We start from the raw sequence: 24,994 nt of genomic DNA on the forward strand, positions 1-24,994 counted from the left end.
GTATGTCATAAATGCAGAAGCATTTTATGACCAACTTAAATCAAGTTCGTATTCTTTTGTCGCTAAGTATCACCTAGCTACATAAAACCCATCTGGGTTGTATGGTTAAGCCTTACGAGTCATTAGTACAAGTTAGCTCAACGCCTCACAACGCTTACACACCTTGCCTATCAACGTCCTAGTCTCGAACGGCTCTTTAAAGAGATTTAATCTCTAGGGATGACTCATCTTAGGACTCGCTTCCCGCTTAGATGCTTTCAGCGGTTATCGATTCCGAACGTAGCTACCGGGCAATGCTATTGGCATAACAACCCGAACACCAGCGGTTCGTCCACTCCGGTCCTCTCGTACTAGGAGCAGCTTCCTTCAATCATCCAACGCCCACGGCAGATAGGGACCGAACTGTCTCACGACGTTCTGAACCCAGCTCGCGTACCACTTTAAATGGCGAACAGCCATACCCTTGGGACCGACTTCAGCCCCAGGATGTGATGAGCCGACATCGAGGTGCCAAACACCGCCGTCGATATGAACTCTTGGGCGGTATCAGCCTGTTATCCCCGGCGTACCTTTTATCCGTTGAGCGATGGCCCTTCCATTCAGAACCACCGGATCACTATGACCTACTTTCGTACCTGCTCGACGTGTATGTCTCGCAGTTAAGCTGGCTTATGCCATTGCACTAACCGTACGATGTCCGACCGTACTTAGCCAACCTTCGTGCTCCTCCGTTACTCTTTGGGAGGAGACCGCCCCAGTCAAACTACCCACCAGACACTGTCCTCAACCCCGATTCAGGGGCCTAAGTTAGAACATCAAAACTACAAGGGTGGTATTTCAAGATTGCCTCCACAAAGACTAGCGTCTCTGCTTCAAAGGCTCCCACCTATCCTACACATGTAGGTTCAATGTTCAGTGCCAAGCTATAGTAAAGGTGCACGGGGTCTTTCCGTCTAGCCGCGGGTATACGGCATCTTCACCGCAATTTCAACTTCACTGAGTCTCGGCTGGAGACAGCGTGGCCATCATTACGCCATTCGTGCAGGTCGGAACTTACCCGACAAGGAATTTCGCTACCTTAGGACCGTTATAGTTACGGCCGCCGTTTACCGGGGCTTCGATCATGAGCTTCTCCGAAGATAACCCAATCAATTAACCTTCCGGCACCGGGCAGGCGTCATACCGTATACTTCCTCTTGCGAGTTTGCACAGTACTGTGTTTTTGATAAACAGTTGCAGCCACCTGGTATCTGCGACTCCCGTCAGCTTAGAGAGCAAGTCTCATCACCAACAGGAGCGTACCTTCTCCCGAAGTTACGGTACCATTTTGCCTAGTTCCTTCAGCCGAGTTCTCTCAAGCGCCTTGGTATTCTCTACCCAACCACCTGTGTCGGTTTGGGGTACGATCCCTACTAACCTGAAGCTTAGAAGATTTTCCTGGAAGCATGGCATCAACTACTTCATCACCTTAGTGACTCGTCATCAGCTCTCAGCATTGCAACTTAATGCGTATTCCCGGATTTGCCTAAGAATACTGCCTACCACCTTAAACGCGGACTACCAACGCCGCGCTAGCCTAGCCTTCTCCGTCTCTCCATCGCAGTTAGTAGAGGTATGGGAATATTAACCCATTTCCCATCGACTACGCCTTTCGGCCTCGCCTTAGGGGTCGACTCACCCTGCCCTGATTAACATTGGACAGGAACCCTTGGTCTTTCGGCGAGGGAGTTTTTCACTCCCTTTATCGTTACTCATGTCAGCATTCGCACTTCTGATACCTCCAGCGTGGGTTACCCCTTCACCTTCAACGGCTTACAGAACGCTCCTCTACCGCGTACACAATAAAGTGCACACCCGTAGCTTCGGTGTATTGCTTAGCCCCGTTAAATCTTCCGCGCAGGCCGACTCGACTAGTGAGCTATTACGCTTTCTTTAAATGATGGCTGCTTCTAAGCCAACATCCTAGCTGTCTAAGCCTTCCCACATCGTTTCCCACTTAGCAATAACTTTGGGACCTTAGCTGACGGTCTGGGTTGTTTCCCTTTTCACGACGGACGTTAGCACCCGCCGTGTGTCTCCCGAGTAGTACTCATTGGTATTCGGAGTTTGCAAAGGGTTGGTAAGTCGGGATGACCCCCTAGCCTTAACAGTGCTCTACCCCCAATGGTATTCGCTCGAGGCGCTACCTAAATAGCTTTCGAGGAGAACCAGATATCTCCCGGTTTGATTGGCCTTTCACCCCCATCCACAAGTCATCCGCTCATTTTTCAACATAAGTCGGTTCGGTCCTCCAATTGATGTTACTCAATCTTCAACCTGCCCATGGATAGATCACCGGGTTTCGGGTCTACACCTTGCAACTAAACGCGCAGTTAACACTCGGTTTCCCTACGGCTCCGCTATTCGCTTAACCTCGCTACAAAATGTAAGTCGCTGACCCATTATACAAAAGGTACGCAGTCACGGCCTCTCGCTCTCGAAAGAGCTGAACCGCTCCCACTGCTTGTACGTATACGGTTTCAGGTTCTATTTCACTCCCCTCACAGGGGTTCTTTTCGCCTTTCCCTCACGGTACTGGTTCACTATCGGTCAGTCAGGAGTATTTAGCCTTGGAGGATGGTCCCCCCATGTTCAGACAAGATGTCACGTGTCCCGTCCTACTCGTTTTCACGTAAAGTTAGTTTTCATGTACGGGGCTATCACCCTGTGCCGCTGTGCTTTCCAACACATTCCACTAACACCCTCTACGCTTAAGGGCTAATCCCCGTTCGCTCGCCGCTACTAGGGGAATCTCGGTTGATTTCTTTTCCTCCGGGTACTTAGATGTTTCAGTTCCCCGGGTTTGCCTCACATACCTATGTATTCAGTATGTGATACTAGCTTATGCTAGTGGGTTTCCCCATTCGGACATCGTTAGCTCAAATGCTTGTTACTAGCTCGCCAACGCTTATCGCAAGTTACTACGTCCTTCATCGCCTCTGACTGCCAAGGCATCCACCGTATACGCTTAGTCACTTAACCATACAACCCAAATAAGTTTCATAAACTAATGTTTATAAGAACTAACTCTACCAAGCGGGTAGCTTGGTCGTCGTATCGCAACTAATGGTGTTTACTTTCGCCAAAAGAATACTCTTGACCCAATCATTAGAGACTTCTTATTACAAGAAGCTCTAAGAAAGAGTCGGCACTTGATTTAAGTGTTTGAGAACTCAATTATTTATTTTTCGCATTAATGCTACAAACCAAAGCAATCGTTATCTCTTTCGAAATATCATTCACAATAGTCCCTTTCACATTAACACTATCAGCTTTCCAAATTTTTAAAGAACAAGCATCATCGCTAGGATGTGCCACTCGCTCTAACAAGAACAAGTTATCTGTGTGAACACTCAACAAGCATTGAGTTAGTCGTATAGGTAAGGAGGTGATCCAGCCCCAGGTTCCCCTAGGGCTACCTTGTTACGACTTCACCCCAGTCATGAACCACACCGTGGTAAACGCCCTCCCCGAAGGGTTAAGCTATCTACTTCTGGTGCAGCCCACTCCCATGGTGTGACGGGCGGTGTGTACAAGGCCCGGGAACGTATTCACCGTAGCATTCTGATCTACGATTACTAGCGATTCCGACTTCACGGAGTCGAGTTGCAGACTCCGATCCGGACTACGACCGGCTTTGTGGGATTAGCTTGACCTCGCGGCGTTGCGACCCTCTGTACCGACCATTGTAGCACGTGTGTAGCCCTACTCGTAAGGGCCATGATGACTTGACGTCGTCCCCACCTTCCTCCGGTTTATCACCGGCAGTCTCCCTAAAGTTCCCGACATAACTCGCTGGCAAATAAGGATAAGGGTTGCGCTCGTTGCGGGACTTAACCCAACATTTCACAACACGAGCTGACGACAGCCATGCAGCACCTGTCTCACAGTTCCCGAAGGCACCAAGCTATCTCTAGCGAGTTCTGTGGATGTCAAGAGTAGGTAAGGTTCTTCGCGTTGCATCGAATTAAACCACATGCTCCACCGCTTGTGCGGGCCCCCGTCAATTCATTTGAGTTTTAACCTTGCGGCCGTACTCCCCAGGCGGTCTACTTAATGCGTTAGCTTGGGAGCCCAGTAACTAAGTTACCAAACTCCGAGTAGACATCGTTTACGGCGTGGACTACCAGGGTATCTAATCCTGTTTGCTCCCCACGCTTTCGTACATGAGCGTCAGTCTTTGTCCAGGGGGCCGCCTTCGCCACCGGTATTCCTTCAGATCTCTACGCATTTCACCGCTACACCTGAAATTCTACCCCCCTCTACAAGACTCTAGTCTGTCAGTTCCAAATGCAATTCCCAGGTTGAGCCCGGGGCTTTCACATCTGGCTTAACAGACCGCCTGCGTACGCTTTACGCCCAGTAATTCCGATTAACGCTTGCACCCCTCGTATTACCGCGGCTGCTGGCACGAAGTTAGCCGGTGCTTCTTCTGCGAGTAACGTCACAGCTGTCGTTTATTAAACGACAACCTTTCCTCCTCGCTGAAAGTGCTTTACAACCCGAAGGCCTTCTTCACACACGCGGCATGGCTGCATCAGGCTTTCGCCCATTGTGCAATATTCCCCACTGCTGCCTCCCGTAGGAGTCTGGACCGTGTCTCAGTTCCAGTGTGGCTGATCATCCTCTCAGACCAGCTAGGGATCGTCGCCTAGGTGAGCCATTACCTCACCTACTAGCTAATCCCACCTAGACTCATCTAATCGCGAAAGGCGCTCTCGAAAGTGCGTCCCCTCCTTTCCCCCGTAGGGCGTATGCGGTATTAGCAGTCGTTTCCAACTGTTATCCCCCACGACTAGGCAGATATCTAGGCATTACTCACCCGTCCGCCGCTCGACAGCAAAAGTAGCAAGCTACTCTCCTGTTTCCGCTCGACTTGCATGTGTTAGGCCTGCCGCCAGCGTTCAATCTGAGCCATGATCAAACTCTTCAATTAAAGTTTTTTTGCGTCATCCACCTTACAAGTAAGGCTAAATCAGCGGCTCAACGAATTATACTGTTTTTCACAAATCCGAAGATTCATGAAGTTCACATATTATTGCTCCGTAACCTCATTTTCCCGAAAGAAGTTGAAGTCCGTTGCTATGGTCACTCAGTGGTTCATTGAGTAAATTTTTGATTGCCTCAAAAGAGACAACTTCGAATAACTCAACACCTGTGAGTGCCCACACAGATTTCTTGTTTTGAATTGTTAAAGAGCTTCACACTAGTGTGTGACCGTTGACGCTAGGTCGCGGGTTTCTTACTAACTTCCCAAGACGTATCGTCTTGGCTAGGGAGGCGTATTCTACACTCTCCAGTGTCGGCGTCAAGCGCTTATTTTAACAAGTTTTCGAGTGGTGATTTCTTAAGCAGAAGTCAAACTCGAAGCCCGTAAAGCGGTTGTCACCGGAATCAAATCCCCGAAGAGTTTTAACTCTCACTCCTCGTTAAAAGAGTGAACTGATCACGCTGCAAGTCCCCTGCTATCTAGCCTTGCGACTGGGTAGTCGGCCTGCTGTGCCGTGTCAGTGGATGCAGATTATAGGGATATCGGCGAAGAGCACAAGTGCTTTTATTGATAAAATAGCCTTTATGGAACTGAATGCCTTTTTATCATTCAATATGACTAATATAGCGACACAATAGAGGTTTTGAATACACAAAGGAGGCTAACGCCCCCTTTGTGCTGTCACTTAATAATTGCGATGTTAGCTTCTAAAATAACTTATTGGCTAAAGAAGCGTGATTCCTGCGTTGCTTCAATCGGCTCATTACTACTTTCTACGCCAAGACTCTCGGAAACCACTTTAAAGTTTATCTTAGTCATGGTTCTAGAAAGCTCCACTGGATCGACTGCTACACTAATCGGTAGTGTTAACACTTCCCCGCCAGCGATTTTGACCTCTTGCGCTCCATACCAGATATATTCAGGCAATCCTTCAACTGTTAATTTGTAGCTATGATCTTGTTCTGTCTTGTTGAGTAGTTTCAAGGTAAAGGTGTTTTCTATTAAACCTTCATTGTTCTCTCTAAACAGCTCATTACGATCACGAATGACATCGATACGAATAGGCGCGATTGTCGCACTAGCATATACAAAAATAAGGATCATCGCGGTAAGCACGACACCATAACCAACCAACTTAGGACGTAAGACTTTCTCTTTAACTCCGTCCAACTTATTCTCGGTTGTATACGCAATTAAGCCTTTGTCATATCCCATCCGCTCCATTGTGTTATCACAAGCATCGATACAGGCACCACAATTAATACACTCATACTGCAATCCATTTCGAATATCTATCCCTGTTGGACACACCTGGACACATAAATCACAGTCAATACAATCCCCAAGTCCCAACTCTTTTGGATCAGATTTACGCGTTCTAGGGCCTCGAGTCTCTCCTCTTTTAGTATCATACCCGACTATATAGGTATTCTTATCAAACATGGCTGCCTGAAAACGAGCATAGGGACACATATGGATACACATGATCTCCCTCATCCAGCCAGCATTACCGTATGTAGCTAGTGTAAATAGCACCACCCAGAAGTAGATACCGCCACTTGCACTAAGCGTAAATACATCTATATAGACTTCACGAGTAGGCACAAAATAAGACACAAATGTCATCGCTGTAACTAAGGATATCAATAACCAAGAGGCATGTTTCGCAGTTTTACGCCAAAGCTTATTAAAGCTCCATGGCATCTGATCTAACTTCATCCGCTTATTACGTGCACCTTCGAGTTTTTCTTCGAACCAGATAAAGATAAAAGTCCACACGGTCTGTGGACAGGTATAACCACACCAAACTCGTCCTAGGTAAGTGGTAACAAAGAAGAGGCCAAATGCCGCTATCATCAATAGCGCTGCCAACAAAGTAAGATCTTGTGGCCAGATAGTTAAACCAAAGATATGAAACTTCTGCTCAACTAAGTTAAACCATACCGCCTGTCGATTCTCCCAAGGGATCCAAGGCAGAATAAGAAAGAACAACATAGCAGCCCAACCAAGTCGAGTACGTAGGCGGCTCCATAGTCCTTCTACAGCTCGAACATAGATTCGGTTACGTGGGTTAAATCTATCGGCTTTATTAGCATCAGGTTGGTGGATTTTGATCCGGTTAGCCTTTGAATAATCCTTTTTATTAGACTCTGTGCTCATCTTTGTAGCCTTACTACTTTAATATTGCTCATTAATTAGCTTATTATACCTGTTATATTACAAATTATTAGCCAAAGTTGGATTTTAAATGAGAGGTTGGATCATATTAGGACTAGGTGTAGGTCTACTCTATTACACTGCAACTGAAACCAATAAACTTGATGACCCCATAGCTCAATCTGAGGCGCTATTACAAAAGATTGAACATAAGATACAGGCCATGACAGGGACTGCAGCTATAAAAACTAACGATAGAATGCCTAAAATTAAACAAGAGATAGCAGAGCGGCTCTCACCAAACGAGTTAAACGCACTCGACAACATACTCGACTCCAAAGATTCATTAGGGAAATTTAAAACAGAGTATTGCTCTGGATCTACACTAAAACATAAGAGTATAAGCCAAGAAAACATTTACTTTATCTGCGATAAACTTAGATAGCTTTTCAATCAGTCAATAAGCCTAACCCGCCATTTATCTCTCCCCATGATTGACCTGAGTTCTGTTTCGGCCTAGCCTTTGCTCAATCTAGAATTGGATATTAAGGCTAAATATCATGGCACAACAGGTCTCAGACATTTTCGATCCTAATTTATGGGATCAAGTTTCCGGATTTGATTTCGAAGACATCACTTATCACAGAGCCAAAGATCAAGGTACTGTTCGAATCGCAATTAATCGTCCGGAATGCCGAAACTCATTCAGGCCTAAAACTGTCGATGAGCTTTTTATCGCTTTGGATCATGCCAGACAATGGTCTGATGTAGGCTGTGTACTCCTGACTGGAAATGGTCCTTCAGCCAAAGATGGCGGTTGGGCATTCTGCGCAGGAGGTGATCAACGTATTCGCGGTAAAGATGGTTATAAATATGAAGGTGCTGAAGCTAACAGTGCCGATATTGCCCGTATGGGGCGCTTGCATATTTTAGAGGTTCAACGTCTTATCCGTTTTATGCCTAAAATCGTTATTGCTGTGGTACCAGGTTGGGCTGTAGGTGGTGGACATAGTCTACATGTAGTCTGTGATCTGACTTTGGCTTCAAAAGAGCACGCTATCTTCAAACAAACTGATCCTGATGTCGCTAGTTTCGACTCAGGTTACGGCAGTGCTTATCTTGCTAAGATGATAGGCCAGAAACGTGCTCGAGAGATCTTCTTCCTCGGTTTTAACTACAGCGCCGATGAAGCCTTCGATATGGGCATGGTCAACCGCGCTATACCACATGCTGAATTAGAAACTGAAGCACTCAACTGGGCAAAGGAGATTAACTCTAAATCTCCGACGGCTATGCGCATGCTTAAGTATGGTTTCAATATGGCCGATGATGGCTTAGTGGGTCAGCAGCTGTTTGCCGGTGAAGCGACACGATTAGCTTATGGCACAGCCGAAGCTCAAGAGGGCCGTGATGCATTCTTAGAGAAGCGCGATCAAGACTTCTCGAAATTCCCTTGGCACTATTAGCAACCTCTTTTAAATGAGACGCTAGCGATAGTAAAGCCGTTGATTCTGACGGTTTTATAACTAAAACCAATTCTTAATCTTAAAAATCTATCAAATTAATCTAATATTCCCCCTTTTAAATCTTAATGATAACCATTATCATTAACGAATCAATTTAAGGAGAACAAACATGACCAAGACACTTACCTTTGCAATATTACATTTCAGCGTAGCTTTTACAGTTACATATTTACTGACGGGTAGTATCGTTATTGGTGGCGCAGTTGCACTTGTAGAACCCGCTGTTAATACCGTTGTATTTTATTTCCACGAAAAGGTATGGAGTAAATTCGAAAAACGCTCAAACGATATCGTCTCGGCATAGGAAAAACACGATTAATAGTCTCAATAGGAGATAAGTAAACCTTAACCTCCCAAGGAAAAGTGCTTTATGTGTAGGACATGGCCTCCTTAAGTAAACTGTCATAAAAGCTTAATAAATATTTTATTTCGGTAGTTAAATACTGTCTTATTAACATATTCATGTTGTTTGCTTTGATCATAATCATCAGTTGCACAGCTTAAAACTGTAATTACTTTTGGCCTAAACACCCCATTCGTTCAAGCTTTTATATCGTTAGTAGTCTTGCTTACTCTCTCTTAATTAATTACATTTCCACCTCTTTACACAGCCTAACAAACCAACACCGAATCAACATAATAAAAACAAATCAAGTCATAACAAACCTCTCATCTAATCCTAAAACACCGACTGTAACTTGGCTGTCATATTTGTCTGTCTTAATGCCCATAGCTTCCAGAGAGGGAGTCCAAACTAAATCTGTATTTTGACTAAAGAGAGTGGAACTTGTGATGAGAAAAGTTATTAGTTTATTCGCAGCGGTTAGCTTAATGACTGCACCAATTGTTCAAGCAAGCACAACAATTACAGTTTCAGGCTCAACCTCTGTAACGAATGTAATGGAAGTTCTAGCAGAGACTTATCAAAAAGTCTCAGGGAAAAATGTTGAAGTACAAGGTACTGGTTCATCTGCAGGTATCCGTGCAGCTAAAGATGGCACAAGTATGATAGGCATGTCATCACGGGATGTTAAAAGCAGTGAAATGACCGCAGATACAGAAAAAGTGGTTATCGCTCGTGACGGTATTGCAGTCACAGTCAACAATGCCAATCCAGTACAAAACCTAAGTAAAGAGCAAATTGCTAAGATTTATCGTGGTGAGATTAAAAACTGGAATCAAGTCGGTGGCGAGAATAAACCTATAGTAGTGGTCACTCGAGATGCTGCATCAGGTACCCGCGGAGCATTCGAAGACATTATGAAGCTAAAGCGAGAAGTAAAAGGCATGAAGGTCTCCGCTATCACAGCTACAGCTCAAGTCGGTAACGGTAACGGTATGGTTAAAACCATAGTAGCAAATAACACGTTTGCTATCGGTTACATCTCTCTGGGTTCAGTCGATGACTCGCTACAAGCATTGAAAGTCGATGGTATAGCAGCAACGGATGACAACATCGCAGCTGGCGAATACACCATCGCTCGCCCGTTTGTTGTACTGATTAAAAACAACGTAGCCCAAGAAGCTCGCGACTTTATCGACTATATCCTCTCCAATGATGGTCAAAACATCATTGCTGAGCAAGGTTATATCCGCATCAACTAATGCAACACTTGATACCAGAGGAGCCAAGGTTCCTCTTTAGTTTTTATATTAGATCACACGACCTTGAGGCCAAGTGATGGATACGGTAAATAAAATCCGCACACCTGAGCTGCAATTAGCTCAAAAACAAACTTATGATTGGGTTGGAAAAGGATTCCACCTACTATTTTTATGCAGTGCCATGGTTGGTGTGATCTCAGTAGCGACGATTGGTGGGTTTCTGTTTTATGAAGGCTTACCCGCTTTTCAAGAAGCTGGTGTATCTGAATTAATATTGGGTAGTGAGTGGCTTCCACCAGCACTGTTTGGCATATTCCCCATGATAGTTGCATCGCTTATCTCTACAGCTGGCGCTGTGATGATTGGTGTACCTATCGCCATTCTAACGGCTATATTTCTGGCTGAGCTAGCACCTAAATGGCTGGCAGATATTGTTAGGCCTGCAGTAGAACTACTTGCAGGTATTCCATCTGTTGTTTATGGTTTTTTCGGGCTAGTCATCATAGTTCCTGCCATCGAAACCCTATTTAACATCCCCGCTGGGAACACGATTTTGGCGGGGATTATTGTATTGGCAATAATGATATTACCTACGGTTATTACCATTTCAGAAACCTCTCTCAGAGCACTACCTTCTGTCTATAAAGAGGGTGCACTCGCATTAGGCGCATCCCATATATACAGCATCTTTAAAGTCTTAGTTCCCGCTGCACGTAGTGGAATTTTGACCGGAGTGGCACTGGGTGTGGCTCGAGCTATAGGCGAAACAATGGCAATAATCATGGTCATGGGTAATGCTCCTGCTATGCCAGGCTCAATTTTAGAACCCGCTCGAACTTTGACAGCAAATATTGCTATGGAGATGTCATATGCAACTGGCATTCATGCAAGCGCGCTCTATTCGACCGGCATTGTTTTATTAGTATTTATCGTTTTACTCAACGCAAGCCTACTGTATGTAAACCGTAAGAGGAGCTGCTGATGCTTCAACTCAAAAGAGACACACAAGATAAACTACTCTTAGGAGCGATATGGAGCGCAGCGACCATTACTATCGTGTTCCTACTTTGGGTCGTTTGGCATATTCTCAGTAATGGCTTATCCCATGTGAGTTGGGAGTTCGTTACCGGCGCTTACACCCGTATTGGCGAAACCTCGGGGATCTGGTCCATGATAGTCTCGACTATTTATATGGTTGGGCTTTCACTGGGTATCGCAGCACCTATCGGTATTATGACGGCTATTTACTTAACTGAATACGCTAAACCTGGCAGTAAAGTCGTGCAGATGATCCGCTTCTGCATCGAATCTTTAGCTGGCATCCCCTCTATCGTTTACGGTCTATTTGGTATGACTTTCTTCGTCACCACCTTAGGTCTGGGCTTTTCTATCTTAGCGGGGTCACTAACACTATCTATGTTGATCCTACCGGTTCTGATCCGTACCACAGAGGAAGCTTTACTTGCGGTACCTATGGCTTATCGCGAAGGTGGTTACGCATTAGGAAGCAGCAAGGTATACACCATATGGCGCCTAATACTCCCAAGTGCACTTCCGGGTATCGTCACTTCTGTCATCTTAAGTATTGGCCGTGTTATTGGTGAGTCAGCCCCAGTATTTCTCACCGCAGGTATGGTGACCCAAATACCAGAATCTGTACTGGAATCAGGTCGAACCTTAACAGTTCACTTATACAAATTAACCCAAGAGTTGTTTACCCAACATGAATGGGATCAAGCCTACGCAACTGCGACCGTGCTGATTGTGCTTGTACTCATCTTAAATCTGGCAACCAAGTTAATTGCCACTCGCTTTAATAAAGCATCTTAAACAAGGCCAGATACCATGAACAAACTTGAAGTAAATAACTTAAACCTATTCTACGGTGAGAACCACGCGCTTAAAGATATCTCATTGAAGATACCTGCTCGTCAGGTTACAGCGCTTATCGGTCCATCCGGATGTGGTAAATCCACCCTGCTGAGAACGTTAAACAGAATGAACGATCTCATCTCTGGAGTGAGGATATCTGGAGATGTAAAATTCGAAGGTGAAAACATCTACTCAGATGTCGACGTGAAACAGTTGAGAATGCGTGTAGGTATGGTTTTCCAAAAGCCGAATCCCTTTCCGATGAGCATCTATGAGAATGTCGCTTTTGGTCTTAAAGCACAGGGAATTAAAGATAAGAAACAGCTGGATGCAGTCGTCGAAGAATCCTTGCGCGGTGCGGCGCTTTGGGATGAAGTAAAGGAACGTCTCGACTCTCCAGCTTTCGGCCTATCAGGTGGTCAGCAACAAAGGTTATGCATTGCACGTGCTATTGCTATGCAGCCTGAAGTGATCTTAATGGATGAGCCAACGAGTGCTCTGGATCCTATCGCAACCCATAAAATTGAAGAGTTAATGGATGAATTGAGAAAGAAGTTCACTATCGTAATCGTAACCCACTCAATGAATCAAGCTAAACGAATCTCAGATAAAACCGCCTTCTTCTGGATGGGTGAATTAGTCGAATACGGTGAGACAAGTCAGGTATTTAACCAACCAAAAGATCAGCGAACGCAAGGTTATGTCAGTGGAGAATTTGGTTAAGCTAGTATTGGAAAGCCTAGGGAGTTAATTCACTCCCTATGGCAAGTAATCCAGCTAAATTGTAGATGTTTGGCTGGCTTTAATCTCTCTGAGATAGCGATAGATTGAGTGCACAGAAATATCCAGTCTGGTCGCAGCAACCTGAGCACTGTCTTTTAGTTCAAATACACCTAGCTCATAAAGCTGTGTCACTATCTCGCGACTCTTTTTAGAGGGCGCTATGTTGGTATTACTTCGGACATCACTATTGACACTATCGATGGTGCCATGAAGAGCCTCATCGATATTTCGAGCAAACACCTCAGGTGTATTACCGATATCTAAACTCACGATACTGTCTGGCATCATGGTTCGCAGCACAGACTGCAAAGGTGCATCCATATCGGTATTGATGCACAAGAGTCCTATTGCTCGATTCTGACTATTACGAATAATAGTGGTGATCGAGCGTAACGTTTTACCTGTGGCACAACGAGTGATGTAGGAGTTAGAAATATCCTGACCCATTTTTAACTTAAGTAGAGCTAAGTTAGTGACCGGAGCTCCAAGCTTTCTTCCTGTCACATGACCATTGGCTATCTTGATAACGGAAGGATCTCGAGAGTCCAAGCTATGCAACACCACTTCCGTGTGCTCACCATACATAGCTGCGATACCGTCAACCACATTCTCCATCGATTTCAAAATATCAAAATCACTTTTTGTTAGCTCTTGCAGTTTCACATCAACCCCTTTAAAAACCCTCAATCTTACGATAGAAGGTATATATAACAGTAAAAACTATGCCGACATAATATCGATGATAGTGGTATCGGTTGAAGGCATACCATGACTGATCATCTTGCCTATATTAATAATGGTCTGTTCAACATCTTTTGCAATAATGCCTTGCCCAGAAACAGAGCGAGAGTTCATCGCCATTAAAAATGCCCTTACAGCAGCACAAGATGAAGTACTCACCTTCATCGCACAAGAGGCTTTAGCGCCGTCACATATCATACCGGAACTATCACTAATCACATTTTGAATGGCAAAGCAGGATTGCTCAAACGTTCCACCAGCCAAGTATACCATGGCCATAGAAGCCGCTGCGCTCGTCACTGTGTTACCACAAAATGCCGATAAAGGCGGATAATGGGACTTAATATAGATGGCACCTAAATGACTTAAAATCAAAGCCCTAGCAAGCTGTTCATCATTTTTCTTGTAATGCTTAGCCGTAATAACAACGGGAATAGTCGCCGCTATACCTTGGTTACCACTGCCGAAATTACTCATCGCTGGTAATGTCGCCCCACCCATACGAGCATCAGAAGCCGCAGCAGTTTCCATAACAATCTTATTAAGCAAGTCGTTAGATAAAATACCGTCATCGATACTTTTCTTCATTATACGACCGACTTCAAGACCATAGGAGTTAGTCATACCTTCATCGGATAATTTAGTATTTAAATCAGCAGCCTGAAGAATAAACTCAATATGTTCAAGCTCTATCTGAGTCGCAAACTCATAAATAGAGGCTATATTAATATCAACACCGTCACAAATAGATCCTATCGACGTTTTACTGGATTCATCAGCAGTAAAATTAACCTTGCCATCGAGCTGTTTTTCAACGATTAAGGTATGACCACCACTGATTTTAACTAGCGACTCTTTACCTTCAAACTTAGCGATCACGCAGCAATAGATAAACTCATCTGTGACCGTGCGTTTAACAGAAACCTTACCCGTATCAATCATCTCTTGAGCGAGTAAAACTTGCTCTGCTGAAATCGAAGCCAGTACTTCAAGACCTGCATCGGCATTACCACCAATAGCCCCCGCAGCTGCAGCGATAGCCAGTCCGATTTTTCCTGTTCCAGGAACAAAGACACCCATTGAATTTTTATAAAGGTTATCTGAAACCAATATTTCTAATGAATCAGGGATATTACATCCTAACACTTGAACAGCAACCGCAGCACCATACGCCGCCGCAATGGGTTCGGTACAACCAAGCGCCGGTTTAACCACCTGATTTATAATTTGAATATACTTTTGCCACTCTTGTTTCATTGGGGTACTGCCTTATATCCTGCTAATACGAGTTACTTAGATTTTATGTGTGCAATCGCTTCAATCTCAACCTTTACGCCTAAAGGAAGATCTTTAACCGCAAAACAACTTCTAGCAGGACAATCTGTTTTGAAATATTCTTTATATACTTCATTGAACGCCGCAAAATCATTGATATCAGCAAGGTAACAGGTCGTTTTCAACACAGTCTCTAAGCTACCACCGCCAGCAAGTAACACATGGCTAAGGTTCTCTAATGACTGTTTAGATTGCTCAGCAACTCCCCCTTCAACAACGCCTCCTTTTACCTTACAGACTGGCAATTGACCCGAAGTAAAGATTAGATCACCATAGGTAGTACCATGAGAATAGGGACCGATAGCCATTGGTGCATGTTCAGCATTGATTATTGTTTTCATGAAACCTCAAATTAATTTTCATTTTAGCATTAACTAACATTGCAATATTATTTGCATTTTATGCTAAAATTGCAACTTAATCTTCATTTTTAATTTTAAAAAGACCTTAAATAACGACGAAAATCCCATTAATTTAGAGTTTTAGACCTACATCTCGCATTCAAAAAAAGTTAAGTGATTTTGATTGTGAACATTAAAAACTTCAAATATATTTGCACAAAATAATTAATCATAAATGATTTAGGGTGATGTATGACTGCGAGTATTACAGCTGCGGGAATATCCCGAGCAAATGTCTCAGAAGCTGAATGGAAAGAAGCAACACGATTTGATAGCACCGATTGGGGCTGGATTGTGATGAGTATTGGTATGGCCATTGGTGCGGGTATCGTGTTTCTACCCATACAAGTGGGTGTGATGGGGCTTTGGGTGTTTTTACTTTCATCTATTATCGGCTACCCGGCAATGTACCTATTTCAAAAGTTGTTTATTAATACCCTTGCAGAATCTAAAAAGTGCACAGATTATCCCGGCGTAATTTCTGGCTATCTAGGTAAAAACTGGGGCGTAGCGCTAGGCGCGCTTTACTTCTTAATGCTGGTGATCTGGGTATTGGTTTACTCGCTAGCAGTAACGAATGACAGTTCATCTTACTTACACTCTTTTGGTATAACCGAAGGGCACCTTAATGATAATGTCTTCTACGGCTTAGGCCTTATTTGTGCACTTGTTTATATCGGTTCTAAAGGTGAAAAACTGCTGTTCAAACTCTCAGGGGTTATGGCCGTCACCGTTTTAGTGCTTGTTGCTGTGATGGGAGTGCTCCTTATCTCTCGCTGGGATATGAATAATATTCCTGAGATTGGCCAATTTGGTCCAATGTTGAAAGATGCCATTATCACACTGCCTTTTACACTGACTTCAATCTTATTCATTCAATCATTGAGCCCTATGGTCATCTCATACCGCTCACATGAAAAATCAATTGAAGTTGCACGTTACAAAGCAACACGTGCAATGACGATCGCCTTCTCTATCTTATTCGTTGTTGTATTCTTCTTCGCTGTCTCATTCACCTTTGCGATTAGCCAAGAGCAAGCCGCAGAAGCAATGAACAAAAACATCTCTGCTCTAGCGATTATTGCACACTACTTCCCTGGTAGTTGGGCAACTATCACTGGTGTCGTTATCAACATTTTCGCGATTGTGACCTCATTCTTCGGTGTGTTCTTAGCGTTCAAAGAGGCTTGTAAAGGTCTTGCGATGAACCTATTACTACGTAAATATGAAGAATCTCAAATAAACAAAGTAATGGTAAATCGTTTCGTTACCGTGTTTATCATCATACTTGCATGGTCAGCCATTGCCCTAAACGCTCCGATCCTATCGTTCACCTCTATCTGTAGTCCTATCTTCGGTTTAGTGGGTTGTTTAATTCCGGCTTACCTTGTGTATAAAGTGCCACAACTAAACAAGTACAAAGGCGTAGCAACCAACTTCATTATCATCACAGGTATCCTGCTTTGTATCTCACCTTTTATTGCATTTAGTTAAGCCAATAACCCAGCAAGCTGGCTGAATTACAGGAAATAAAAAAGCGCTCTTATGAGCGCTTTTTGCTTTACTGAAAACTAGATTTAAATATCATTTAGCGAAGTTTAATAAAAGTGAGACTCCCCACAACTTTTACACATGTTGATCAACCAAGATTGCATTACCGTCAGGATCTTGCACAGAGAAACTCGACGGCCCACTTTCGCCATCAATGGCTTTTTGTAGTATCTCAACCCCTTGAGCTTCAAACGCTTTCAAGAGCACTCTAACATCGGTATAGGATGTTAAAGTTTGACAACTTTTATCCCAGCCGGGATTGAAAGTCATGATATTGCCTTCAAACATCCCTTGAAACAAACCGATAGTGTGGTCACCGTTTCTAACGATTAACCAGTTTTGAGATTGATCTCCTCCCACAACTTTAAAACCTAACTTTTGATAGAACACCTTTGAATCTTCGATGTTTTTAACCGATAAACTTACTGAAAATGCACCTAATTCCATTTGACACCTCATCGTTTGATAACAAGCTAACTGCTTATTCAATAGCAGTTCGAGAGCCTTCTCGGTTACTCGATTAGTGTAAAAACATTATCACTTCTAACAGATCACTGTAAATCGATCATTATTCAACCAAATCAGAAATCGCACTAACAACAACTACCCAATAATATTAACCTTCCTTTTTTAAGGAAGGACTATTCTAATTTCAGAACTTGCTAACTTAAAATCCATTCCTATAATGCCTAAAACTGGAGCGTCCACAAACGCTCCAGTTTTTTTATGCCTGAAATAAACTCAGGAATTAACTTAATATCCAATGAACAAATACATTTATTGGCGGTATTGCGCTGTGCAAACCGATGCGAGGAATAAACGATGCGTATTGAACAAGATATAAAATTAGGTTTTAAAGATGTTCTCATCAGACCAAAACGTTCAACGTTAAAAAGCCGTTCTCAAGTTGACTTGAACCGTCAGTTTACTTTCAAGCACAGTGGTAAAACCTGGTCAGGTGTTCCCATTATTGCCGCTAACATGGACTCAGTAGCCAGCTTTGAAATGGCAGCAAGCTTAGCGGCACACAATGTTATGACCGCCGTTCACAAGCACTATAGCGTTGAACAGTGGAGCAAATTTGTAAACAGCAGTAACCAAGATGTTTTACAACATATCATGGTTTCGAGTGGCACATCAGATGCTGACTTTATTAAGCTAAGCCAAGTATTAGCCCTATCTGAAGACATTACCTTTATCTGTATTGATATTGCCAATGGCTACTCTGAACATCTAGTCGATTACGTTCGCAAGGTGAGACTAGCCCACCCACAAAAAGTGATAAGTGCAGGTAACGTCGTCACAGGTGACATGGTTGAAGAGCTCATTATCGCTGGGGCAGATATTGTCAAAGTGGGTATCGGCCCAGGTTCTGTATGCACCACACGAGTCAAAACAGGCGTTGGCTATCCACAACTTTCAGCCATTATAGAGTGTGCCGATGCTGCACACGGTTTAGGTGGTCAAATCATCGGTGACGGCGGTTGTAGCTGTGCTGGCGATGTCGCCAAAGCCTTTGGTGGCGGTGCAGACTTTGTCATGCTTGGCGGCATGTTAGCTGGTCACGAAGAAAGTGGCGGAGAAGTCGTTGAACATGGTGGTAAAACCATGGTTAAGTTTTACGGTATGTCATCGCAATCAGCCATGGATAAACACTCTGGCGGCGTAGCAAAATACCGTGCAGCTGAAGGTAAAACCGTACTGCTACCATTTAGAGGCAGTGTCGATAACACGATTAACGACATTATGGGTGGCGTACGTTCAACCTGTACCTATGTCGGTGCTGCATCGTTAAAAGAACTGACTAAACGCACTACTTTTATCCGAGTTCAAGAGCAAGAAAATAACGTCTACGGTAAAGAGTAAGTAATAAAGAACGACCAAGACCCGAATGCTAAGCCCGCACTCTAGCGGGCTTCACCCTACTGTGGTTTGATAAAAAGACGCGACCCCGACATGTCAGTCCATTTATAAAGCCAGTTCAGCTAATGGGCTACCATCCCTTTATCTAAATGGCACCTCTAACGGCTATAGCTATCAGCCATACTTGGTAACCTATCACCATCAACGAGATGCATATTCGTAGTGTAGTAGGACTGACTATATTCAATATTTAATGAAAAATATAAGCTTTGCTTAAGATGCATTTTTATTGATCTTTCTATCTCTTCACTTAGCTTCTGTGTAAATATCTTATCTCGGTGAGGCTTTGTTAATAAGGAGATAGTAACAAGTATGTGGGGGTATTTGTACTGAGAACATGGATAAGCCCTTGATTTACACTCACCAGCGCTCATATCACTCTCATTAATAACGGCTTCTACAACATCAAAAATTTTATCAAAATCTATATCTAAATTATCAGAATATTTAATTTCTACATGAGGCATTTGAATATAGTCCTTTTGCATACAACAAATAATTAGCATGAATTCCGACAAACACCTTGCAAGAGCTAAAGCAATCTAAACGCAAAGTGCGGATTATTCACAATATTTCCTGTAAAAATACCAATAATATTAATGAATGACAATGGCAGTTTCGGTTGAAAGAACGCTAGGCTAGATGAACTCTAGATAGTCAGATTTGATCGCGGCAACTCATATAAGTAGCTGCACGGCACCCGCTGCAGACAATAGATATCGATGAAGTTGATATCTTCAACGAACCACCAAATCCCTCTTCGGCTAGAAGCTAAACCAGAAACTGCAAACTTGGGGGTATTCCCAAAATAAAAATGGCGGTAACCATTAGGAAACCGCCATTTAAATTTAACCAATTAAGGTAAGAATTAAATCAATTACTCTACAGTAACCGATTTTGCCAAATTCCTTGGCTGATCCACATCGGTACCTTTGATTAAGGCAACATGGTATGAAAGCAACTGCAAAGGAATAGTGTAAATAAGCGCAGCCATAAACTCATCGCAATGGGGCACTTGGATCACTTTCATGGTGTCATCGGATTCAAACTCAGCGTCCACATCGGCAAACACATACATCAAACCACCGCGAGCACGCACCTCTTCAACGTTTGATTTCAGCTTCTCAAGTAACTCATTATTTGGTGCAACCACAATCACTGGCATATCAGCATCGATAAGTGCAAGCGGACCATGCTTAAGTTCGCCAGAGGCATAAGCTTCGGCGTGAATATAGGAGATCTCTTTAAGCTTAAGCGCGCCTTCCATCGCGATAGGATATTGATCGCCACGACCTAAAAATAGTGCATGGTGCTTATCAGCAAAATCTTCAGCAAGCTCAGCAATCGCCTCGTCCAATCCTAATGCTTGCTCAACCTTAGCTGGCATAGACTGCAAGCTCTGAGTGATCTTAGCCTGCATCTCAGCAGACATACCATTATGGCGGCCGATAACAGCTGTTAACATCAACAGACCAGCAAGCTGAACGGTGAACGCTTTAGTCGAAGCTACGCCGATCTCAGCGCCAGCCTTCATCATATACGCCATATCTGATTCACGTACCAAAGATGAACCCGGTGAGTTACAGATAGTCATCGTCGCCTTGTAACCCATCTCTTTGGCCAAGCGAAGTGCAGCCAGCGTATCGGCGGTTTCACCAGACTGAGAAATGGTAACAAGCAAGCTATTAGGGAATAGATGAGACTTGCGGTAACGGAACTCAGAAGCAATTTCGACGTTACAAGAAACACCAGCCCAATCTTCTAACCAGTAACGTGCAGCCATACCCGCGTGGTAACTGGTACCACAGGCGATAATCTGTACGTGTTTAATGTCTTTTAGAAACTCAGCAGCATTTTCACCGAAGGCTGAATCTAATACGACTCCGTTAGCAATACGGCCTTCGAGTGTATGAGCGATAGCGCGTGGCTGCTCATAGATCTCTTTTAGCATGTAGTGACGGTATTCGCCTTTATCACCCGCATCATGGGTCACTTCAGACTCTTTAACTTCGCGCTCAACCGCATTACCGTCAACATCAAAAATATTTACAGTGCGACGAGTCACTTCGGCAACATCCCCCTCCTCTAAGAAGGCGAAAGAGCGTGTCACAGGAAGCAGGGCTAACTGATCAGATGCCACGAAGTTCTCACCTAGACCATAACCAATCACCAATGGGCTGCCACTTCGAGCAACGATCATGCGATCACTGTCACGACGGTCAATAACCACAGTGCCATAAGCACCTTCAAGTTGCTTTACGGTCGCTTGAACAGCAGCTAGCAAGCTAGTGTGCGACTTAAGTTCATGGTGTACTAAGTGACAGATAACTTCGGTGTCTGTATCTGATGCAAAGGTATAACCTAGGCCTTTCAGCATCTCACGTAGCTTGTTGTGGTTTTCAATAATGCCATTATGGACAACAGCAATATCACCGCTTGAAAGATGTGGATGTGCATTGCGCTCACTCGGCTCACCGTGGGTTGCCCAGCGAGTATGGGCGATACCGGTACCACCCACTAATGGCGACTCATCGAGTGCTGCCGATAACTCCTGTACCTTGCCGACGCGGCGAGTCGTCTTCAGCTCACCATCTTTAATAACCGCCACACCAGCCGAGTCATAACCACGATATTCCAGACGTTTAAGACCTTCAACTAGAATTTCAGCAACATCCCTTTGCGCCACAGCACCTACGATTCCGCACATATTATTTACCTAACCTCTTTAAAATAAGAGTTAAAATTAAAATGAATTTGTTTTAATAGCTGTAATTAAGCTATTCAACATGAGGTGCAAGCATGACTCGCACACCATGATTAGAAATACTTTCAATGGCCTCAGCCGATAACTTGTCATCTGTAACCAGCACACTCACCTTGCTCCATGGCAGCTCCAAATTGGGAATACGACGTCCCACCTTGTCAGATTCCAGCATGACGATAACTTCCCGCGATACTTCAGCCATCACCTTGCTTAAGCCTGTCAGCTCATTAAAGGTGGTAGTACCTCGCTCGAGGTCAATACCATCGGCACCAATAAAAAGTTGATCGAAGTTATATGATCTCAGTACGTGCTCGGCCACCTGCCCCTGAAAAGACTCAGAGTGAGGATCCCAAGTGCCTCCGGTCATCAATAAGGTCGGTTCATTTTCCAGTTCATGTATGGCATTAGCTAATTGTAAGGAGTTCGTCATCACAAGCAGGCCACGCTTACTGTTTAGCTGCTGAATAAGCCCAGAGGTAGTGCTGCCACTGTCAATAATGATGCGATTATGATCCTTGATCAGCTTAGCGGCTGTTGCAGCAATCGATAACTTGTTAGCTGCTATCTTGGCAGTGAAATGCTGTGTGATCTCATCGGGAATAGCCACAGCACCGCCGTAACGACGCAGTAAAAGGCCTGTTTTCTCAAGGGTTGCCAGATCTTTACGTATGGTCACTTCCGATGTCTCGAAACGAGTAGACAACTCATCAACACTGACCTCACCTTGTTCATTCAAGATGTTGATAATGCTATGCCGGCGCTGTTGAGTATTACGTTTGTTCATAAAATCTTTCAGTTAAGTTTCGTTTCGAAAGATGCATTATAGTGAAACGAAACTTTTTTACCAGTTTGAAACCTTAATAAGAGTGAAATTCAGACAAAAAAAAGCCCCTATTTGAGATAGAGGCCATTCGCTTGGCAAAATACGTTTTAACGCTAAGTTTTAAACTTAGAATTTAGCTTGTAACGCCAAGCTTATGTTGCGACTTTCGCCGATAGACACTTCTTTGTAACTACCGCCACCTAAATACTCTTCATCAAATAGATTTTGCACATTCATACGTACACTATACTCGGTCCCACTTAGCTGCCACTGATAAGCCGCACCTAAATCAAAACGCACATAACCGTCTTTAGTTATGGTATTAACATCATCAGCAAAACGTTCGCCCACATAAACGGCACCGAAGTTAAGCGCTAAGCCCTCAGTCACTTCATAGCGGGTCCAGATATTAGCCGACCACTTTGGTGCATCAATTGGAGTCATACCATTTAATTTAGCATCTTTACCCGTAGTATTATATTCGGCATCTAAGTACATCATAGAACCCGTCATAAACCAACTATCACCCAGCTGGCCTTGAGCACCCATTTCGAAACCACGGTGATTCTGATCTCCACCATTTTGAGTCGTTTCTTGATCATGTCCATTAGCATCTTTATCAAACTCATTTATAACTAAGAAGTTTTCAACGGTAATATCAAATACAGCAGCGGTTAATAGTAAACTATCATTGAATAGTTCCCACTTCGTACCTACCTCATATTGAGTGCCGAATTTAGGTTTTAGATGTTCGCCATAGTTTACATCGTCTACATTATTAATCGAACCTTGAGGCACAAAGCTCTTAGAATAATTAAAATAAATGTTACCGTAATCAGTTGGTTCGAAAATCACCCCAACTTTAGGGGATACTGCATAGCTATTATTGTTAGGTTCTTCTGGTTTCCCGTCTTTCTTCTGCTCGTCATAACGAGCACCTAATAATAGTTTCCAATTATCTGTCAAAGTCATCAAATCTTGAACATAGAAGCCATATTGATAATAATCACTTTCAGACTTTCCATCTGGATCATTATGATAGTTAACCTCAGGTAATGGGAAGTTATTTTGATCAGGGTAAAATGTTGATGTAACACCTCTTTCGATTAATTGCCCATAGTAATAATCAAGCATATTAGCCCCAACTAACAACTGGTGGTCAATACCGCCAGTGGAGAAGGTTCCGGTAAAATCAACATAAGCGGTTTTATATTGCCAATCATCATGGCGATCGAACGGCTTAACATCGTAACCAAGTTCTGGCGTTGGGGTGTAGGTTGGTGATGAAGCGAAGCGCTGACGTTCATACATCTGATGGTTATAACCCATCTTCATCTGCCAGTTATCAGTAATATACCAGTTCAAATCACCACCTATATTTGAGACAGTGAAATCAATAAAGGCCCAAGGCATTTCCCAAATAGTATCGCGACCGCCAATCACTTCACCGTCTTTATTTAACCAGCTACCTGAATCTAAGCCTGTTTTATCAGATGTAGTATCATATTTAACCGATAGTGTCAGATCATCAGTTAAATCAAAATCTAATGCGATTAGTGCAAGTAAACGATCACGCTCTTTATTCTCACCATTTAAATATTCAGATGAGTATGTAGCGTCTTGTTTCACTAACATGCTGCGATAGCGCACTGTTTGTTCTTCATTAAGCGCCCCACCCGCATCCACTTGAAAGCGTGTAGAACCGTATTCATCAGTATCAAATTTTAAATTGAATAAATCATCGTAAGTGGGCTTTTTGGTCACCATGTTAATCAAACCACCTGGACCTGATTGACCGTACAGCATAGATGACGGTCCCTTTAGGACCTCTACAGCCTCAAGAGTCTCTGTTGGCTGTATGTAATGAGACCAATGTTGGTGGCCATTGACTAAGAAACCACTACCAGAATCAAGTGAGAACCCACGTATAGAGAACTGTTGACGATTCCACTTTTCACTCCCTGCTGTCACTGAAGAGTCGTTAGTTAGCACTTCAGCTAAGTTAGTTGCTAATTGTTCATCAGTAACAAAGCTTGGAATAACCACTACCGACTGCGGCGTGTCCATTAAATCGATATCACCACGCATCGCACCAGATGCCGTACCTGCTTTGTAATCATTAAAGCTGCGACCAGTGACGGTAATACGCTCAATATTATTTACAGCATAGACTTCATCACTCGATTGCTCTTGTGCAAAACTGGAAAATGAAGCTAGTGCAGCTGTAACAGCGACGCTGATACAAGAAATTTTAAATGACATTACCGACCCTATTGGAAAGCATTAATGAATAATTGACCCCAACATTAATGATAATCAATCTTATTTGCATTACTTTTTTTATTATATTTTCTTTAATGTGAACAGGATCACTATTGTCCCTATATGATTGGCTAAAAACAAAAAAGCGCCATTGCTGGCGCTTTTTATACAGTGAGAAAGCTCAAACTTCGGGACCTTGAGCTTTCAATACATCGTATTAAA

The 24,994-nt window shown here is 43.5% G+C and carries 18 protein-coding genes and 2 rRNA genes; 9 read left to right on the forward strand and 11 right to left on the reverse strand.

Going from position 1 to position 24,994, the window contains the following annotated elements; all coding sequences use genetic code 11:
- Positions 1-101 precede the first annotated feature (101 nt).
- The 3 genes from HWQ47_RS27545 to ccoG all read right to left on the reverse strand — a co-directional run bounded on the left by HWQ47_RS27545 (position 102) and on the right by ccoG (position 7,189).
- Positions 102-3,021, reverse strand: a 23S ribosomal RNA gene (locus HWQ47_RS27545).
- 399 nt (positions 3,022-3,420) lie between these two features.
- Positions 3,421-4,975, reverse strand: a 16S ribosomal RNA gene (locus HWQ47_RS27550).
- Together the 16S and 23S rRNA genes form the textbook arrangement of a ribosomal RNA operon.
- Before the next feature lie 771 nt (positions 4,976-5,746).
- Positions 5,747-7,189 carry a cytochrome c oxidase accessory protein CcoG gene (ccoG, locus tag HWQ47_RS27555; RefSeq protein WP_269969110.1) on the reverse strand — a complete coding sequence of 481 codons (1,443 nt, stop codon included), beginning with the start codon at positions 7,187-7,189 and terminating at the stop codon, positions 5,747-5,749.
- An 88-nt stretch (positions 7,190-7,277) separates the two neighbouring features.
- Between ccoG and HWQ47_RS27560 the strand changes: the two genes are divergently transcribed.
- The 7 genes from HWQ47_RS27560 (at position 7,278) to pstB (ending at position 12,912) form a co-directional block, all read left to right on the forward strand.
- Entirely contained in the window at positions 7,278-7,631 is a 354-nt protein-coding gene (locus HWQ47_RS27560; protein ID WP_269969111.1) for a hypothetical protein, read from the forward strand.
- 115 nt (positions 7,632-7,746) lie between these two features.
- Positions 7,747-8,652: a 1,4-dihydroxy-2-naphthoyl-CoA synthase gene (locus tag HWQ47_RS27565; protein WP_269969112.1), complete on the forward strand. Its 906-nt coding sequence runs from the start codon at positions 7,747-7,749 to the stop codon at positions 8,650-8,652.
- A 169-nt stretch (positions 8,653-8,821) separates the two neighbouring features.
- On the forward strand, positions 8,822-9,016 hold the full coding sequence (locus HWQ47_RS27570; RefSeq protein WP_269969113.1) for a DUF2061 domain-containing protein: 195 nt from the start codon (positions 8,822-8,824) through the stop codon (positions 9,014-9,016).
- A 488-nt stretch (positions 9,017-9,504) separates the two neighbouring features.
- A complete protein-coding gene (locus HWQ47_RS27575; protein WP_269969114.1) occupies positions 9,505-10,317 on the forward strand; it encodes a phosphate ABC transporter substrate-binding protein in 813 nt (270 codons plus the stop codon).
- Between the two features lie 76 nt (positions 10,318-10,393).
- Entirely contained in the window at positions 10,394-11,299 is a 906-nt protein-coding gene (gene pstC, locus HWQ47_RS27580) for a phosphate ABC transporter permease subunit PstC (protein ID WP_269969115.1), read from the forward strand.
- Entirely contained in the window at positions 11,299-12,147 is an 849-nt protein-coding gene (gene pstA, locus HWQ47_RS27585) for a phosphate ABC transporter permease PstA (protein WP_269969116.1), read from the forward strand. Before pstC ends, pstA begins: the two co-directional genes overlap by 1 nt.
- 15 nt (positions 12,148-12,162) lie before the next feature.
- Complete coding sequence (gene pstB, locus HWQ47_RS27590; RefSeq protein WP_269969117.1) at positions 12,163-12,912, forward strand: phosphate ABC transporter ATP-binding protein PstB; 750 nt, start codon at positions 12,163-12,165, stop codon at positions 12,910-12,912.
- Positions 12,913-12,966: 54 nt separating this feature from the next.
- On the opposite strand, the gene HWQ47_RS27595 is transcribed toward pstB, so the two are convergent.
- Genes HWQ47_RS27595 through HWQ47_RS27605 form a run of 3 tightly spaced genes read right to left on the reverse strand, consistent with a single transcriptional unit; the run spans position 12,967 to position 15,389 of the window.
- Positions 12,967-13,635 (reverse strand): helix-turn-helix transcriptional regulator, encoded by a 669-nt coding sequence (locus tag HWQ47_RS27595; protein WP_269969118.1) that lies wholly within the window; start codon positions 13,633-13,635, stop codon positions 12,967-12,969.
- Positions 13,636-13,692: 57 nt separating this feature from the next.
- Entirely contained in the window at positions 13,693-14,970 is a 1,278-nt protein-coding gene (locus tag HWQ47_RS27600; RefSeq protein ID WP_269969119.1) for an L-cysteine desulfidase family protein, read from the reverse strand.
- Positions 14,971-15,002: 32 nt separating this feature from the next.
- Complete coding sequence (locus HWQ47_RS27605) at positions 15,003-15,389, reverse strand: Rid family detoxifying hydrolase (protein ID WP_269969120.1); 387 nt, start codon at positions 15,387-15,389, stop codon at positions 15,003-15,005.
- 252 nt (positions 15,390-15,641) lie between these two features.
- Between HWQ47_RS27605 and HWQ47_RS27610 the strand changes: the two genes are divergently transcribed.
- Entirely contained in the window at positions 15,642-16,943 is a 1,302-nt protein-coding gene (locus HWQ47_RS27610) for a hypothetical protein (protein WP_269969121.1), read from the forward strand.
- A 132-nt stretch (positions 16,944-17,075) separates the two neighbouring features.
- On the opposite strand, the gene HWQ47_RS27615 is transcribed toward HWQ47_RS27610, so the two are convergent.
- The gene (locus tag HWQ47_RS27615; RefSeq protein ID WP_269969122.1) at positions 17,076-17,447 is read right to left on the reverse strand and encodes a VOC family protein; all 372 of its coding nucleotides are present in this window, start codon (positions 17,445-17,447) and stop codon (positions 17,076-17,078) included.
- 375 nt (positions 17,448-17,822) lie between these two features.
- On the opposite strand from HWQ47_RS27615, the gene HWQ47_RS27620 reads away from it, so the two are divergent.
- Positions 17,823-18,866: a GMP reductase gene (locus HWQ47_RS27620; RefSeq protein ID WP_269969123.1), complete on the forward strand. Its 1,044-nt coding sequence runs from the start codon at positions 17,823-17,825 to the stop codon at positions 18,864-18,866.
- A 155-nt stretch (positions 18,867-19,021) separates the two neighbouring features.
- Here the strand turns inward: HWQ47_RS27620 and HWQ47_RS27625 are convergent, their stop codons facing one another.
- The 4 genes from HWQ47_RS27625 to HWQ47_RS27640 all read right to left on the reverse strand — a co-directional run bounded on the left by HWQ47_RS27625 (position 19,022) and on the right by HWQ47_RS27640 (position 24,772).
- Positions 19,022-19,390: a hypothetical protein gene (locus HWQ47_RS27625; RefSeq protein ID WP_269969124.1), complete on the reverse strand. Its 369-nt coding sequence runs from the start codon at positions 19,388-19,390 to the stop codon at positions 19,022-19,024.
- 410 nt (positions 19,391-19,800) lie between these two features.
- A complete protein-coding gene (gene glmS / locus HWQ47_RS27630; RefSeq protein WP_269969125.1) occupies positions 19,801-21,630 on the reverse strand; it encodes a glutamine--fructose-6-phosphate transaminase (isomerizing) in 1,830 nt (609 codons plus the stop codon).
- A 70-nt stretch (positions 21,631-21,700) separates the two neighbouring features.
- Positions 21,701-22,471, reverse strand: a complete 771-nt coding sequence (locus HWQ47_RS27635) for a DeoR/GlpR family DNA-binding transcription regulator (protein WP_269969126.1) — start codon at positions 22,469-22,471, stop codon at positions 21,701-21,703.
- Positions 22,472-22,636: 165 nt separating this feature from the next.
- Entirely contained in the window at positions 22,637-24,772 is a 2,136-nt protein-coding gene (locus tag HWQ47_RS27640) for a TonB-dependent siderophore receptor (protein WP_269969127.1), read from the reverse strand.
- Between the last annotated feature and the right edge of the window lie 222 nt (positions 24,773-24,994).

Origin of the sequence: Shewanella sp. MTB7, assembly GCF_027571385.1 — a bacterium.
GTDB lineage: Bacteria > Pseudomonadota > Gammaproteobacteria > Enterobacterales > Shewanellaceae > Shewanella.